General features: G+C 72.3%; 9 protein-coding genes. 8 read left to right on the plus strand and 1 reads right to left on the minus strand.

The genetic code is table 11. From position 1 onward, the window contains the following. The first annotated feature begins 189 nt into the window (after window positions 1–189). On the plus strand, window positions 190–1,533 hold the full coding sequence (locus tag D458_RS0112915; protein ID WP_017587171.1) for a S8 family serine peptidase: 1,344 nt from the start codon (window positions 190–192) through the stop codon (window positions 1,531–1,533). Here the strand turns inward: D458_RS0112915 and D458_RS0112920 are convergent. Continuing rightward, window positions 1,526–5,497, minus strand: a complete 3,972-nt coding sequence (locus D458_RS0112920; protein ID WP_017587172.1) for a type VII secretion protein EccC — start codon at window positions 5,495–5,497, stop codon at window positions 1,526–1,528. The genes D458_RS0112915 and D458_RS0112920 overlap by 8 nt on opposite strands. 212 nt (window positions 5,498–5,709) lie before the next feature. Here D458_RS0112920 and eccD point away from each other — a divergent pair, with 212 nt between their 5' ends. The 7 genes from eccD to D458_RS0112955 all read left to right on the plus strand — a co-directional run bounded on the left by eccD (window position 5,710) and on the right by D458_RS0112955 (window position 16,356). Then, window positions 5,710–7,110: a type VII secretion integral membrane protein EccD gene (eccD, locus tag D458_RS0112925; protein WP_017587173.1), complete on the plus strand. Its 1,401-nt coding sequence runs from the start codon at window positions 5,710–5,712 to the stop codon at window positions 7,108–7,110. A 1-nt stretch (window position 7,111) separates the two neighbouring features. Then, entirely contained in the window at window positions 7,112–8,560 is a 1,449-nt protein-coding gene (gene eccB / locus D458_RS0112930; protein ID WP_017587174.1) for a type VII secretion protein EccB, read from the plus strand. A 24-nt stretch (window positions 8,561–8,584) separates the two neighbouring features. Beyond that, window positions 8,585–8,908 (plus strand): hypothetical protein, encoded by a 324-nt coding sequence (locus D458_RS0112935; protein ID WP_017587175.1) that lies wholly within the window; start codon window positions 8,585–8,587, stop codon window positions 8,906–8,908. A gap of 117 nt (window positions 8,909–9,025) precedes the next feature. Beyond that, complete coding sequence (locus D458_RS0112940; RefSeq protein WP_017587176.1) at window positions 9,026–9,322, plus strand: WXG100 family type VII secretion target; 297 nt, start codon at window positions 9,026–9,028, stop codon at window positions 9,320–9,322. A 209-nt stretch (window positions 9,323–9,531) separates the two neighbouring features. After that, window positions 9,532–12,324, plus strand: coding sequence for a prolipoprotein diacylglyceryl transferase (locus D458_RS36740; RefSeq protein WP_017587177.1), 2,793 nt, complete (start codon window positions 9,532–9,534; stop codon window positions 12,322–12,324). Between the two features lie 44 nt (window positions 12,325–12,368). After that, window positions 12,369–16,130: a hypothetical protein gene (locus D458_RS37565; RefSeq protein WP_026119253.1), complete on the plus strand. Its 3,762-nt coding sequence runs from the start codon at window positions 12,369–12,371 to the stop codon at window positions 16,128–16,130. Then, the gene (locus D458_RS0112955; protein ID WP_239647950.1) at window positions 16,021–16,356 is read left to right on the plus strand and encodes a YbaB/EbfC family nucleoid-associated protein; all 336 of its coding nucleotides are present in this window, start codon (window positions 16,021–16,023) and stop codon (window positions 16,354–16,356) included. Before D458_RS37565 ends, D458_RS0112955 begins: the two co-directional genes overlap by 110 nt. The last annotated feature ends 9 nt before the right edge of the window (window positions 16,357–16,365 follow it).

The following is a 16,365-nucleotide window of genomic DNA, read 5'->3' on the forward strand; positions in this document are numbered from 1 at the left end:
CCGCGCGGCGAGACGGACGCCACTCCCGCGGCCCGCGCCCAGCCGTTAGGGTGTGGTGCGCGGACCCCGGACACCGGACCCCGGACACCGCCCGCGCCGCACTCGCGGATCGGCAGGCGAGCCCGCGCCGCGCCCGGCGCCCCGCTCCCGCACCCCCTCCACTCCCCTCCCCTCTCACAGGAGAGCCCGTTGAGACAGAACCCGGCTCCCGGCGGTGCCTCGCGCGCCCGTGCGGCCGGCCGTACGGCGGCCGCACTCGTCCTGCTCCTGAGCCCGCTGGCGGGCCCCGGCGCCGCCGCCGCGGACACCGGCGACGAGGAGCCGCCGCCCCTGCCCCAGGTGTTCGAGTTCAAGACCGAGCAGCAGCCCTGTGCCGTCCCCGGTACCGAGGTCGTGGAACGGGAACCCTGGACCCGGCCCTTCCTGGGGCTGGACCGGGCGCACCGGCTGAGCACGGGCACGGGTGCGGAGGTGGCGGTGCTGGCGCCCGAACTCGACGCCGGCGGTCCCGCCCTGGCCGGAGCCGTGGAGGGGGGCGGCGCCGAGGACTGCCTGGGGCACGGGACGTTCCTGGCGGGCGTCGTCGGCGGGCGGGAGGTCCAGGGGAGCGGGACCCTGGGAGTGGCACCCGGTGCCTCCCTGAGGTTCGTGCCGACCGGGGACCCGGCCACCGGACTGACCTCCCCCGCCCAGATCGCGTCCGGTATCGACGCCGCGGTGGACGCGGGCTCCGAGGTGGTCCTGGTGAGCGCCGCGTCGTGGGAGAACAGCCAGGAGCTCGACGACGCCGTGGCGTCCGCCTCCGAGGCGGGCTCCCTGGTCGTGGCCCCCGCGACCGTGAACACGGTCCGGGGGCCGAGGGCCGGGTACCCCGCCCAGCACCCGGAGGCGTTGAGCGTGGCGGCACACGATCCCGAGGGGGAGCCCGTGGTGGCGTCGCCGCTGCTGCGGACCGACGGAGAACTGGTGCGGGTCGACCTCCTCGCCCCGGGCGACCTGGCCGTGGGACCCGGCCCCGGGGGCGGCCACGTGATCGGCGCGGGTCCCGGAACGGCCGCGGCCTTCGTCTCGGGGGCGGCGGCGCTGGTGGCCGCCCGATCGCCCGAACTCACCCCGCAGGAGCTGCGGGAGCGGCTCGTCGCCACCGCCTACCGCTCCCCCGCGGGGGCGCAGGACCCGGTGAGCGGCGGCGGCCGTGTGGATCCCACGGCCGCGCTGACCACGGCGCCCGTGGGCGAGGCGGCGTCGGTGTCCGGGGAGCGGTTCGCCCCCGACCCCTCGCCACGGGGCTCGCTGGACGCCCTGCCGACCGCGGCCGTGGCCGGTGGTACCGCCCTCCTGATCGTGCTGTGCGTGCTGGGGGCCGCCGTGGTCCGCAACGGCCGCGCCCGCGGCTGGCGCCCGGCCGGCCCGGGGGAGGCGGTTCCCGTCGGCACCGGACCGGACGCGGCCCCGGTCCGCTCCGCGGCCGAACCGGACCCGGGGGTCCGGGCCGACCCGGCCGCGCCGGAGGCTCCGGCCCCTCTCAGGTGACCTCCTCCTCGGCGAGGGCCAGCTGCACCTCCACCGGATCGCGGCGGGAGATCCACAGGGCCCGGCCCGGCGGCATCCGGCGGGCCCGGACGCTGCCGAAGAGCATCCCCTCCGAGGGCGGTGAGGAGAGCATGACGCTCGGGGTGTTGAGGTCGATGAGCGAGCGGATGAAGGGGTCGCCGCTGGCCCGGCCGAAACCGCCCGCGGCGTGCACGAGGATGACGTGCATGCCGATCTCCGCGCCCTGGGCGAGCATGGGCGCCAGCGGTGCCATGGGGCTGGGGCCGCTTCCCGCGACGAGCTCGAAGTCGTCCACGATGACGAACAGCTCCGGCCCGTTCCACCAGTCGCGGAGCCGGATGCGGTCGGGGGTGATCTCGGGGCCGGGCATGCGGACCTGCATCGCCTGCGCGGCGGCCTGCATCATCTCGCGGACGCTGTCGCCGGTCACCCCGTACCCCAGCTGCATCTCCTTGGGTACGGCGTCGTAGAGCTTCCGGCGCTGGTCGCCCAGGACGACCCGGGCCTCGGTGGGGCCGTAGTGGCTCCGGATCGCGTTGGTGATGTGCCGGACGAGGTTGGTCTTGCCGGACTCGGTGTCGCCCACCACGAGCAGGTGCGGGGTGGCCCCGAAGTCCTGCCAGAAGGGCTGCATGCGTCGGCTCTCCAGACCCAGGGGCACGCGCAGGACCCCGCTGGTCCCGGCCAGGTCCGAGGCGGGCAGCTCGGCAGCCCGGAGCATCGCCGGCAGGGTGCGCACGGGCGGGGCCTCGGGACCGTCCCAGGCGTCCTTGACCCGGGTGATGATCTCCCCGATGCCCGCGGACACGGTCACCGGGTCCGGTACGCCGTCGGCCCGGGGCAGTCCGCTGAGGAAGTGGTGTTTGTCCTCGGTGATGCCGCGGCCCGCGACCCGGGGCACGGTCTGCGCGGCGCGCATGTGGACGAGTGAGTCGACCGGATCGCCCAGGCGCAGCTCGAAACGGCTGCCCATGAGGTCGCGGACGCTGGTGTTGAAGTCGGCCCAGCGGGGCGAGGCCACCATGACGTGGATGCCGTAGTTGAGGCCGCGCTGCACGAGCTGGACGATGGAGGCGACCAGGTCCATGTTGTCCTGGCGGATGGTGCCCCAGCCGTCGACCACGAGGAACACGTCTCCGTGGCGCTCGTCCGCGAACTCCCCCGCCGCCCGCCGCGCCCGGAAGGTGGTCATGGAGTCGATCCCGTGCTCCGCGAAGAACGTCTCGCGGTGGGTCAGGATCTCGTGCACCTCCATGACCGTGCGGACGATGCGCCGCTCGTCGGTGCGCACCGCCACGCTGCCGACATGGGGGAGGCCCTTGAGCGCCTGGAGCAGGCCGCCGCCGCAGTCGATGCCGTAGAACTGCACCTGGGCGGGCGTGTTGCGCAGGGCGAGACCGAGGATGAGCGAGGCCAGGAGCGTGCTCTTGCCGCTCTGGGGCCCGCCCGCGACCCCGATGTGGCCGCCGGCGCCGGTGAGGTCGGCGATCAGGGGCTGGCGCAGGTGCTCGAAGGGCCGGTCGACGACGCCGACGGCGACCCGGAGCGATCCCCGCTCGTCCCAGAGCACCCCGTTCTCCGGGATGGTGCTGCCCGTCATCCGGTGCAGCTCGTCGAGCAGCGGGGGGACCTCCAACGGCGGCAGCCACACCTCGCGGGCGGCGGGACCGTGCCCGGACAAGCGCTCCAGCGCGGTCTCCAGGAGCGACTCCTGCTCCGCCTGGGCCTGTTCCTCCGCGACCGGTTCGGGTTCGCTGGAGGGCATCGCGACGGGGGCGTCGGTGAACAGGACCGTGGACGCCTCCACCGCGCCGGTCCTGCGGACGGCCCGGGGGCTCACCCGGTAGGGCCCCGAGACATAGGCGGCCTTGAACCGGGTCAGTGTCTCGGTGTCGGTCTTCAGGTACCCGTTGCCCGGCGCCGACGGCAGCCGGTGCGCGTCGGGTACGCCCAGCACCCCCCGGCTCTCGATCGCGGAGAACGTACGCAGCGCGATCCGGTAGGACAGGTGGCTCTCCAGCTGATGCATCCGGCCCTCGTCCAGGCGCTGGGACGCCAGCAGCAGGTGCACCCCCAGGCTGCGCCCCAGCCGCCCGATCATCACGAACAGGTCCATGAAGTCCCGGTGCGCCGCCAGCAGTTCGCTGAACTCGTCCACCACCACGAACAGCGTCGGCAGCGGCTCCATGGACGGGTCCGACTCACGGGCCTTCTCGTACTCGTGCACCGAGCTGTAGCTGCCCGCCGCCCGCAGGTGCTCCTGCCGCCGCACCAGCTCGCCGTGCAGGGCGTCCTGCATGCGCTCCACCAGGATCGCCTCGTCGGCGAGGTTGGTGATCAGCGCCGACGTGTGCTGCAGCCCGTCCAGGCCGATGAAGGTCGCGCCGCCCTTGAAGTCCACCAGGATGAAGTTGAGGGTGTCGGGGGTGTGGGTCAGGGCCAGCCCGAGCACCAGCGTGCGCAGCAGTTCGCTCTTGCCCGAACCGGTCGCGCCGATGAGCATGCCGTGCGGGCCCATCCCGCCCAGCGCCGACTCCTTGAGGTCCAGTTCCAGGGGCGCCCCGTCCGAGGTCATCCCGATCGGCACCCGGAGCCGGTTCTTGGGGTGGAGCTCGCCCCACATCCGCTCGGGGTCGTGGGAGTGCAGGTCCCGGACGCCGAGCAGCGTGGTCAGCTCGAAGTCCGTCGTCAACGGCTCCGTCACCTCCGCGGCGGCGCCGCTGGCCCGGTAGGGGGCCAGCAGCCGGGACAGGGCGGCCGCCCGGGCCGGGCTGAGCGCGTCGGGGCGGCCCAGCTCCTCCTCGGTGTCCCGGCCGGTGTTGTCGCTCCCCAGCATGACCAGGCGGGTGGGCTCCACCCGCAGCGCGAGGGTGTAGGGGTCGTCCTCCGGCGGCATGGGGTCGGCGACGTCCACGACCACGGCGTTGCGGTAGCCGCCGCCGAGCAGTCGGGACCCCGGGGGGACGCTTCCGCCGTCGACGACCACGACGACGAAGGGCTCCTCCCGGCCGGGCACGGCCGCGGGGTCGAAGCGGGGCCGGTCCGAGAACTCCTCGCCGATCAGCTGTTCGAGTTCGATCGCGTCGGTGCAGAGCAGCCTGGCCTGCCCGGCGCCGTCACGGGCCGTGGGGTGCTGGTTGTGCGGCAGCCACTTCACCCAGGACCAGTGCGGCATGGCCGCGGCCGAGGCGCACACGGCGACGCGGAGGTCGTCGTGGGAGTGGAAGACGGCGAACTGGCCGAGGAGGGCCCGCGTCAGCGCCCGGGACGCGGCGAGGTCCCCGCGCATGGTCACCCTGGCGTAACCGCGCAGGTAGACCTGGACGGGCTGGTCCTCGACGGTGCCGTAGGCGCGGATGAAGCGGCGCAGGGCGTGCGCGCTGAGGGGTTCGAGGTCCTCCACCGGCTTGGACGAGACCGGGGAGATCTTCATGGAGAGGGCCTGCTCGCCGACGGCGATGCGCACCTCACCGAAGTCCTCGTCCTCGGCCCGGCGCTCCCAGAGGCGGGAGGTGCGCACGACGGACCACAGTGCGTCGGGGTGGGGTGCGCGCCAGAGCATGGCGTCCCGCTGCTCGGTGACGACCTGCCGCAGACGGGTCCGCATCTGCCGCAGGTAGCGCAGGTAGTCGCGGCGGTCGTCGTTGAGCTTGCTGCGCCGCTCCAGGACGGCGCGCAGGTACTGCCCGCCGAGCATCGCGACGGCTCCGACCAGCATCATGCCGCCGGCGATGAAGGGCATGACGCTGTTGCCCATGGTCCCGGGCCGGATGAACATCATGAGCATGGCGAGTGAAGTGAGCGCCATCGGCATGTACATGAAGACCGAGGACATGCTGGACTGCTGCTCGGTCAGCTCCGGCGGCTCCTGGAGGGAGATCTCCCCGGAGGGCAGCTCGGGGCCGGGGCGCCTCGGTGGACGCCGTACGCGGATGGTGCTCACGGGGGTGGGGCCTCCTTGGTCGGAGCCGGGCGGGGAACCTCTCGGCCATCGGAACGAGAAGACCACGACCCGGTAGCCAACAGATCACCACAAAAGCTACTGTTACCAAACAAAGTCACAAATTCGGATACTTAAACCAACGCAACACCAGAAACCGATATCTGAGTGTTAGTGTTCGCTCCGTTCCGTAGCCCCCTGTCGAACGGCCCCAGATGAACGATTTCTCTGCGGTCGACCACTGCCGCCTCATGATCCGCGCCCCCGAGCGCGCGTTCGAGATCGCGGCACCGGTCGAGGTTCCCCTGTCCGAGATCATCCCCACCCTCGTGCTGTACGCCGAGGGTGACGACGGAGAGGACCTGGACGAAAGCGGCCTGGAGCACGACGGGTGGGTCCTCCAACAGCTGGGGGACGAACCCCTGGACGAGGACGAGACGCTGTCGTCCCTCGGCCTGTGCCACGGGGAGACCCTCTACCTCAGGCCTCGGCGCGACCAGCTCCCCCCGGTCCACTTCGACGACATCGTCGACGGCGTGGCCAAGGGCATGGCGGAGAGGGACGACCTGTGGTCCCCGGCGCACACCCGGGTCCTGCTGCAGGTCCTGGGCCTGGCGGTACTGCTGGTGGGGCTGGGTGTGCTGGCCGGCGGCGGCCGGAACCTGTTCACCGCGCTGGGAGCGGCCTGCTCCGCCGGCCTCATGCTGCTGTCGGCCTGGGCCGCCTCCCGGGCCATGGCCGACCTCACCGCGGCCACCGGACTGGCGGGCTGCGCCACCCTGGCCATGGGCCTGGCCGGCGCCCTTATCCCCACCGGGGACCCGGGGACGCTGTTCCTCGGCGCCGTGGTCCTGACCGCCTCGGTGACCGCCGCCGGCGCCAGCGTGCTGGGGGTCGCGGCCGTGGCGGGCTCGGTGCCGTTCTTCACCGGACTGTTCGTGGTCGAGGCACTGGGCGTCGTGGGCGGGCTGCTCCTCATGTTCCTGCCGGGCACCTCCGCCCCCGACACCGCCGCGCTGGTGGCGCTCCTGGCGCTGTTCCTCGGCACCTACGCCCCCCAGCTGGCCTTTCGCCTCTCCGGCCTGAAACTCCCGGCGCTGCCGTCCAACCCGCAGCAGCTGCAGGAGGAGATCGACCCCCTCCCGGCCCGGCGGGTCCTGGACCGGACCGCCCTGGCCGACCGCTTCCAGACCGCCCTGTACGCCTCCAGCGGCGCCGTGATCACACTGTGCGCGGTCGTCCTCGCCCTGACGCCGGGCTGGGTGCCCAAGACCCTGGTCGTGATCCTGTCCCTCGTGATGCTGCTCCAGGCGCGGGGGTTGGGCAGCGCCTGGCAGCGCGCCCTCATGGTCGCGCCGCCCTGGATCGGCCTCGGAACGCTGGCGCTCGGTCTCGCCTGGAGCGCCGACCCCCTGGGCCGGCTGCTGGCGGTCCTGGGCCTGTTCGCCGCCACCACGGTCCTCGCCGTGATCTCGTGGAGCCTGCCCGGACGGCGCGCCCTGCCGCACTGGGGCCGGGCTGCGGAGATCATCCAGCTGGTGCTGTGCGTGGCGCTCGTGCCGTTGGTGCTGGCCCAGTTCGGGGTGTTCGGCCTCCTGCGCGGGATCGGGGGCTGACATGCAGTCACGCCGCGACCGCGTCATGGCCCACAACTTCACGGTGGGCCGACTGGGGACCGCGATGCTCGAAGCGGACCCCGACGCCGTGGACGCCCCGATGCGCCGCACCCGAGGCGGCACCTACGTCGGCATCGGCATCGGTGCGCTGCTGTGCGTCGGCTTCCTCGTGTTCGGCCTGATCTTCCCCGGAGGGGCCACCTCCTGGCGGCAGGAGGGGCGCATCGTCATCGACCGGGACGGCGGCGCCACGTACCTGTACTCGAGCGATGTGCTGCGCCCCGTCGCCAACCTCGCGTCGGCCCGCCTGATCCTGGGCGGGGACTCCACCACCAGCCTCGTCTCCCAGAAGTCCTTGGAGGGCGAGACGCTCGGTGGCCCGGTGGGCATCGCCGGGGCCCCGGACTCCCTCCCCGCAGAGGGCGCCCAGGGTGTGTGGCGGCTGTGCGCGGTGGAGCCGACCGGTGAGGGTGAGGCGCGGCGGGGCCGGACCGCCCTCGTGGTGGGCGAGGCACCGCCGCCCGAGGCCGCAGGATCCCGCGACGGCGTCCTGGTCTCCGACACGGACGGGACCGTGCACCTGTTGTGGCAGGGCACGCGGCTGCGCATGGACGAGGACGCCGGCGGGCTGCAGGCGCTCGGCTACGGGACGACCCCCGTTCTCCCGGTGACCAGCGCCTTCCTCAACGCCGTCCCCGAGGGCCCCGAACTGGTCGCCCTGACCGTGCCCGGCGTCGGTGAGCCGGGTCGCGAACTGGCGGGAGCCAGCCGGTCCGTGGGCCAGGTGTTCGCCGTGTCCACACCCGGGCAGGAGGATCAGCACTACCTCCTCACCCGGGACGGCCTCGCTCCCCTGACACCCACGCAGGCACTGCTGCTCCTCGGTGACACGGAGGTCTCCGGCCCGGCCTACGACGGCGAGCCCCCCGAGGCGATCGCCCTCCCCGCTTCGGAGGTGCACGCCAATCTCGCGGAGGCGCCGACCACCGGAGCCGACGCGGAAGGGCTGCCGCCGGCGCCGCCCGCACCGCTGGAGGCGGACTCCGGAGCTCCCTGCCTGCGCTGGGAGACGGACGGGTCGATGACCATGACCTTCGACGCCCCCTCCGAGATCGCCGCGTGGCCGGTCCAGGACCGGCCGTTCGTCGAACCCGGCTGTCCCACACCCGACCTGGTCGGCGTCCCCGCCGGTCAGGGCGGCGTGGTCCGCAGCCGGGCGGTGGCGGGCACCGACGCCGCACCCACCTACTACGTGGTGACGGACTCAGCGGCCAAGTACCCGGTCGCCGACACCGCCGCTCTGGCAGCACTCGGCTACACGGAGGACGAAGCCGTTCCCCTGCCGACCTCGCTGCTGCGGGTTCTGCCCACCGGGCCGTTCCTGGACCAGGAGGCCGCTTCGCTACCCCTGTCGGCCTCGCCCCGAGGCGGGGGCACGCTGTGCCCCTAGCGCCCAACACCAGAGGAGATGCACATGCAGAGGACACGTAGTACCGATGAGGCCAACCGGCTCGCCCAGGAGGCGATGCAGGAGGCCCACAACGCGTGCAACAACATCTACCGGAACGTCGACGACACCCGTGACGGCCTGCGCGGAAGCTGGCAGGGCGCCGCTTCCAACCGGTACAGCGAAGCCCTCGTCGGCTGGCTGGAGGAGCTGCGGCTCATCACGAACGACATGAACCAGATGATCGGCACCTTCGGCGGCACGGTGCAGGCCATGAACGCCACCGAGGACCAGGCCGTCATGGACGGCTCGCGGTGGATGAACGACCTCAACCCGAACCAGACCGGCTGACTCCCGGCCGCGGCCCCGCGCGCCGGGGCCCGAGCCCCGTGGAACGGCGTCCGCGCGCTGACGCGCGGACGCGGTGAGCCCCACCCCCGGTACCCCCACGACACCAAGGCGGAACCCATGAACGGATTCGATGTCAGCTACGGCCATGTCGACGACGCCACGATGCGCCTCGGCCAGCAGACCGAGGAGGTGGCCCGGCAGATCGAGGCGCTCGACGCCAAGATGCGGGTCCTGCTCGGCGACCTCGAAGGTGAGACCAAGGAGAACTACGAGCTGAAGGTCAGCTCCTGGCGTCTGAACGTGGCGGACATGCGCACCCTGCTGGGCAAGGCGCAGGGAGCCCTGAACGACATCCGCAACAACTACTCGGGCACCGACCGCCGCGAGGCCATGAACTGGTCCGCCCTGCTCTGACGCCCCGCCGGGCCGGACTCCCGGACGCCGCGGCTGGGCGTCCGGCGTCGGGGCGGCCCTTCCGGTTCCCGGCACGACCACGGCCGGACAGGCGGCGGACCGCTGCCCGCCCGGCCGTCCCAGGGCCGGACCCGTCCGTCCACGGGTCCGGCCCGCCTCCCCCTACGTTCGGATGACACCCGCCCGCGGGCGGCAAGGAGACAGAGAAAGTGTCCGAATCGCTGTACGACTTTCGCGCCGCGCTCTCCGGTCAGCCGGAGACCCCGCCAGGGGACGAGGAGCAGCCGCAGCTCTTCGACGCGCCGGACTCCAAGGAGTCCTCTTCCGAATCCGACGCGGGCGCTCCGCTCAGCCTGAACCTGGCGACCGGGCTGCTCACCATGGGCAACCGCTCCGGTTCACTGGAGGTCGACACCTCGGACCAGCGGGTGGTCATCGACCCCGAGTCGCCCTCCCAGGTGGGGCAGCGCGACGGCGACATCGTCCTGGGCTCCGCCGCGGAGGTGGGCTCCCCGCTGCCGGTGGGAGAGCCCCTGGAACTGGTGGGAGAGCCCCTGGAAGGCGAACCCCTCCGGCCCGCGGTGGTGACCGAGGCCGTTCCCGCCTCCGCCGGGACGGTCCCCGAGGGCGAGACGACCGAACCGGTGGAGGACCCGGTCCACGTCGTGTCCGTCAGGGAGCCCTCGACCTCCGAACTCGGAGAGGGCTTCTCCGGCGGCGCCCCGGCTACGGAGGGCACGCCCCTGGCAGAGGCCGTGCCGGCCCAGTTCACCCCGATGGCGGAGAGCATTCCGGCCGCGGAGGCCGTTCCGGTGTCGGCCCCGGTGGAGGCGGTGCCCATCAGCGCCCCGGCGGACGACGCGAACGCCCCGGCCGACGCCTCCGGCCCGATCGTCACCGTCGACCCCGAGACGGGTGAGACCGTCATCCTCGCCGAGGACCTGCGGATCACGGTCGGACCCGAGAACGGCGCGGTGCGGATCGAGCCCTCGGACGAGAATGTCCCCCTGTCCCCCGACGCGTCCCCGATCACGGTCGACGCCGGTGGCCTGACCATGGTGATCGACCCGGCGACCGGCACGCTCGAGGTGCACCCGATCAAGGGCGAGTTCGCCGACGTCACGGTGGAGGTCGGCGACCTGCGCATCGTCATGGACGGTGAGACAGGTGAGATCGCCATCGACCCCGGAGAGGGTTCCGTCTCCGTCGACCCCGAGACCGGCCTGGTGACCGTCGAACCACCGGCCGGCCAGGAGGAGTCCCCCTCCCAGGACGACGAGGGCGAGGGCAAGGGCGAGCGCGGTGACGAGGACAGCGCGGAGGACGGCGGGGAGGGCCGCGGAGAGGGGCACTCACCCGGGCAGGACGAGGAACAGCACCACACGGACGGCGGGGACGGCCACGGCGGTGGAGACGACCGCGCGGAGGAGCACTCCCCCGGCGTCGACGGTGATCGCGGCGACGAGGACGGCCTCGATCGGGACCTGTTGCCCGGCGAGGAGAGCAGGGACGACCGCCCCGGCCATCACGGCGCCGACGGCGGAGGGCCGGGAGGCGTGCCGGGCGCCCCCGGGGTCCCCCGGGGCGGCTACGGCAGCGAGGACGGGAAACAGGAACAGGACGGCGGGGACGAGGTCGGCCGAGGCGAAGTCGGCGACGGAGACGGAGACGGTCGAAGCGGAGGCGACGGCGCCGACGGGACCGACCACCTCGACACCGACGGGATGTACGGCCCCGCCCCGGAGACGGACTTCGGAGAGTTCCCGGTCGGCGGCGGTGAGGCGAACGCCGGAGGCAGCGCTTCGGACCAGAACGGGACCGAGAACGAGGGCCCGGCCGACTACACGGCCCCCGACCCCGCCGAAACCACTGACCCCGGTCCTGACCCCACGGTCGACGAGGGCCAGGACCAAGACACCGGCAACGGCGACACCGGCGGAGAGGGCGATCCCCTCGACACCGACGGGATGTACGGCCCCGCCCCCGAAACGGACTTCGAGGAAATCCCGGTCGGCGGCGAGGCGAACGCCGGAGGCGAGACACCGCATTCGGATCCGACCGGCGACGACGCCCACGACGAAGACCCAGCCGAGTACACGGCCCCCGACCCCGCCGAAGCCACCGACCCCGACCCCACTCCCGATCAGCACGACACCACGGTCGACGAGGGCCGGAACGAAGACACCGGCAACGGCGACACCGGCGGAGAAGGCGACCACCTCGACACCGACGGAATGTACGGCCCCGCCCCGGAGACGGACTTCGGAGAGTTCCCGGTCGGCGGCGGGACACCGCGCCCGAATCCGACCGGCGACGACAGCGAGGACGAAGAGGCGTCCGAACAGACAGAGGACGAAGAACAGGGCGACGGAGAAGGAGAGGAAGAAGAGGAGGAGGACCAGGGCGGCACCGACGAAGAGGACGACGAGGAAGAGGAGATCGAGGGCGGCACGGACGAGGAAGAGGACGAGGAAGAGGACGAAGAAGAGGACGACGACGAAGAGGAGGAGGAGGACGAGGAGGACGACGACACCGACGGCGACGGCGACGGCGGCAGTGACACCGGTGGTGAGGGGTCGGGGTCAGGCGACGGCAAGGGCGGCGACAAGTCGGAGGAGGGCACGAAGATCGACGTGCCCAAGCTCCGGGAGTTCCAGGAGAAGTTCGTCACCCCCCTGTACAACGCGCTGGGGACGCACGGCAACAACTTCGCCCTCTACGAGGGCGCCGGGGGCGGGCAGGGCACCGGCATGACCCTCCTGGGCGACCCGGCCCTCCTGCCGATCGCGGGTCGGCTGGCCGGGAAGATCGACGGTTCCATCGGCAAGCTGTACGAGATCCTCGACGGCATGCGTGACGAACTCGACGCGATCAACGACCGCCTCAGGGCGAACACCGACGCGTTCGAGAAGTTGGAGGAGGGCCAGGTCCTCACCGCCAGCCAGGTGATCTACCTCATCGGAAGCCCCTCCGCGGCGGGCGGCGGAGCCCCCACCCCCTAGAGGGCCTTCCCTCACGTCTACGGCCCCGGGCCAGAGGAGGACGCGTGCCACCGCTGCACCAGATCATGAACATCGTCGCCGACGCCGACGAGGAGGGGACCTATCCCCCGCTCCCGAGCGTCAACACGATCATCGGCCCCGATGTGAAGTGGGTCGACAAGGGGCGCTACCACTTCGCCCGCACCACGAAGATCACCGGGTTCGACTTCAAGGACATGAACCGCTGGTGGCGTCACCGGTCCCCCAACCCGGGCTTCGCCGGCCTGTGGAACCAGTGGGACTACGCCGGTTACCTGATGATGGACGAGCTGTGGAACGCGCCCGGTTCGGTCGAGTGGAAGTTCAGGGAAGCACTCGCCAAACTGTCGACCGTCATCCCCAACTCGATCGCCGGAGCCGGATCGTCCACCTTCCGCTGGCAGCCCGTCGGCGAACTCGTCGAGAACCTCGCCCAGCTCGTCACACTCCTGGGCGAGCAGAGCGAGAGCATGCGCACCGCGTACAACGGGCTGGACGTTCCCGAGGGCCCGATGACGGGTGCGGCCGCCTCGGCCTACGCGGCACGCCTCTTCGACTTCTCGACCCGGCTGGAGAACCTCCGGGACGACGTCAAGAACAACCACGACGCCATCAAGGACGTCCTGGCTCCGATCAAGGGAGCGGCCGACAAGCTGAGGGCGGAAGTCGAGAAAGCGCTCGGCAACCCCTCCACCGGCATGGGCCGGATCCTGGACGACTGGTACTTCCACGTCTCCGCGGGGAGTGAGCAGTGGAACGGGCCGCGCAAACAGTTCCAGGTCCGCATCCACGGCAGCGTCTACGGCATCGTCGGCGACCCGATCACCGACTACAACGTCAACCAGGAACTGAAGAACCGGTGGGTGGAGGGCTTCCGCGGGGTCATCAACGCCGCGGACCACCTGTACACGCAGATGAGCAAGGAGTACACCTCCGCGTTCACGGAGTTGAAGACGATCAAGCCGCCTCAGGGGGACCTCCCCCTCGAGATGGTTCCCGACATCAACGACATCGACAATCCGTACGACGACCTCTACGGCGGCGGCGGCGACGGCGAAGGCGGCCCCGAAGAGATCAAGATCGACTGGGGCGACGGCCCTCCGGGCGGCGGTGACGGCCCGGAGATACCCGACTGGCTGAAGGAGCCTCCCCCCGACGGGCCGGAGGAGCTGACCTACGACGGTCCCGGGGACGGTCCCGGCCTGTACACCGGCGGCCCGGACGGCGACGGGGACTACGGCAACGGCGGCCCTGACCTGGACTTCGAGGGCGGTCCGGGACCCGAAAGCCTGCTCGGCGGTCCGGACAACGAGTTCCCCGGTTCCGGGGGCGAAGGCTCCGCGGGTCCGTCTCCCCTCGGTCTGGACGGTCCCGGCTCCGGAGGCGAGGGCGGCCCGGACGCCGTCACGCCCCCACCACCCCTCGACCTCACCGGCCCCGGCACGGGCCTGGGTATGGGTATGGGAGGTCCGGGCGGCGGTGGGACACCGCCCCCGCTCGGCCTGGACGGCCCCGGCTCCGGAGGCGTGGGCGGCCCGGGCGCCGTCGTACCACCACCTCTCGACCTCAGCGGCCCCGGCACGGGTGGCTCGGGCTTGGGCGGCCCTGGCGGCGGTGGGACACCGCCCCCGCTCGGCCTGGACGGCCCCGGCTCCGGAGGCGTGGGCGGCCCGGGCGCCGTCGTACCACCACCTCTCGACCTCAGCGGCCCCGGCACGGGTGGCTCGGGCTTGGGCGGCCCTGGCGGCGGTGGGACACCGCCCCCGCTCGGCCTGGACGGCCCCGGCTCCGGAGGCGTGGGCGGCCCGGGCGCCGTCGTGCCACCACCCCTCGGCCTCACCGGTCCCGGCATGGGCGGCCCGGGCGGCGGTCGCCAGCAGAACGGTGGTCCCGGGACCGGCTTCCCTCCGCCCACCGGACTGGCGATCGATCCCGAGTCGGGGCTGCCCCTCAACCCCGACACCGGACGGCCGTTCCCCGTCAACCCTGAGACAGGTGTGCCCTTCGACCCGGACACCGGGCTCCCCATCGACTTCGACCCCGCCACGGGGCGGGTCACACCCATCGACCCCGTCACCGGCGAACCCGTCTCCCCCGGCGGCGCCACCCAGCTGGAGTTCGACCCCGCGACCGGACTGCCCCTCAACCCCGACACCGGGCAGCCCTTCCCCGTCGACCCCGAAACCGGCATCCCCTTCAACCCCGACACCGGGCAGCCCTTCCCCGTCGACCCCGAAACCGGCATCCCCTTCAACCCCGACAACGGGCTCCCCATCGACTTCGACCCCGCCACAGGGCGGGTCACACCCATCGACCCCGTCACCGGCGAACCGACCACGAGCCCGGCGAGCCGCGTGGAGATCGATCCCGAGTCGGGGCTGCCCCTCGACCCCGACACCGGGCAGCCCTTCCCCGTCAACCCTGAGACAGGTGTGCCCTTCGACCCGGACACCGGTCTCCCGATCGACTTCGACCCCGCCACGGGACAGGTCACACCCATCGACCCCGTCACCGGCGAACCGACCACAGGTCCCGGAAGCCGCCTGGAGCTCGACCCCGCGACCGGACTGCCCCTCAACCCCGACACCGGGCAGCCCTTCCCCGTCGACCCCGAAACCGGCCTCCCCTTCAACCCCGACAACGGGCTCCCCATCGACTTCGACCCCGCCACGGGACAGGTCACACCCATCGACCCCATCACCGGGGCACCCGTCTCCCCCGACGCCGGACTCCCGATCACCTACGACCCCGAAACCGGCCGGCCACTCCCCATCGACCCCATCACCGGCGAACCGACCACGGGTCCCGGAACCCGCCTGGACACGGATCCCGCGACCGGGCTGCCCCTCAACCCCGACACCGGCCAACCCTTCCCCGTCGACCCCGAAACCGGCCTCCCCTTCAACCCCGACAACGGGCTCCCCATCGACTACGACCCGGTGACCGGCCAGGTCGCGCCCCTCGACCCCTTCACGGGCCAGCCGGTCCCGCCCGATTCCTTCTCTCCCCCTTCCCTCCCCGGCCTGGACACCGACTTCCCGTCCTGGGAGGACAGCAACCCGACCAACCCCGTCACCGGAGAGCCTGCGGAGGTCGACCCGGACACCGGTCTGCCCTACCCCGTGGACCCGGAGACCGGCGAGGCGATCAAGGACGGCTTCGAGGCACCTCCCCTGGACCTGGCGTACCCGCGGTTCGAGAGCGGTGGCCCCGACGGACTCAACTTCAGCGGGGGCAACGGCAGCCTCCCGGCTTCCGGAGGGCCCGGGGGTTCGGGGACCGGTTCCGGAGGCACGGACCAGACGTCCATGTTCGCCTCGCCCACGACCGCGGGCGCCGGAACCCAGGCGCAGGCCGGCGGTGGCGCCGTCGACTCCGCAGGCGCGGCAGGCGCCGGCGGCCAGCCGGGTGCGGGCGGCGCCGGGTCCCCGATGATGCCGCCCATGATGCCGCCGATGGGCGGCATGGGCGGAGGTGGAGGCGGAGGCGGCGGAAACGAGACCCGCAACAGGACCACCTGGCTCTCCGAGGACGAGAGGGTCTGGGGCACCGACAAGAACGAGCAGAGGGCCGTACTCGGGCGGCCCGTACCCGGACAGCAGAAGAAGGGGACATCGCGCCATGAGTTCATCGATGCGGGAGCAGATGGAGGCCGAACTGGAACGGCTTCACACGACGATGAGGGAAATCTCGGACGCAAGCGCAAGCCTGGAGTCGGCAACCGAAGAAGCCGTGGCCAAGAACAGGCTCGTGACCGCGACGGTGGACGGGACGGGTCAGCTGACTGAGCTGAAGTTCCACACCGACGGGTACCGGAGCATGGCTCCGGCCGAACTGTCCGCGGCGATCGTCGAGGTGGTCGGCCGCGCGCAACGGCAGATGGCCGACCGCGTCGCACAGATCTACGAGCCTTTCGCCCCCGAGGGCGTCGACACGCATGCGGCCATGAGGGGCGAACTGGACCCGGAGGAGACCCTTCGCCGCATGGGCGTCTCCCTGGACGACCTCAAGTAACGGCCGTCG

The sequence above is a fragment of the Nocardiopsis ganjiahuensis DSM 45031 genome (assembly GCF_000341085.1).
GTDB classification, from domain to species: domain Bacteria; phylum Actinomycetota; class Actinomycetes; order Streptosporangiales; family Streptosporangiaceae; genus Nocardiopsis; species Nocardiopsis ganjiahuensis.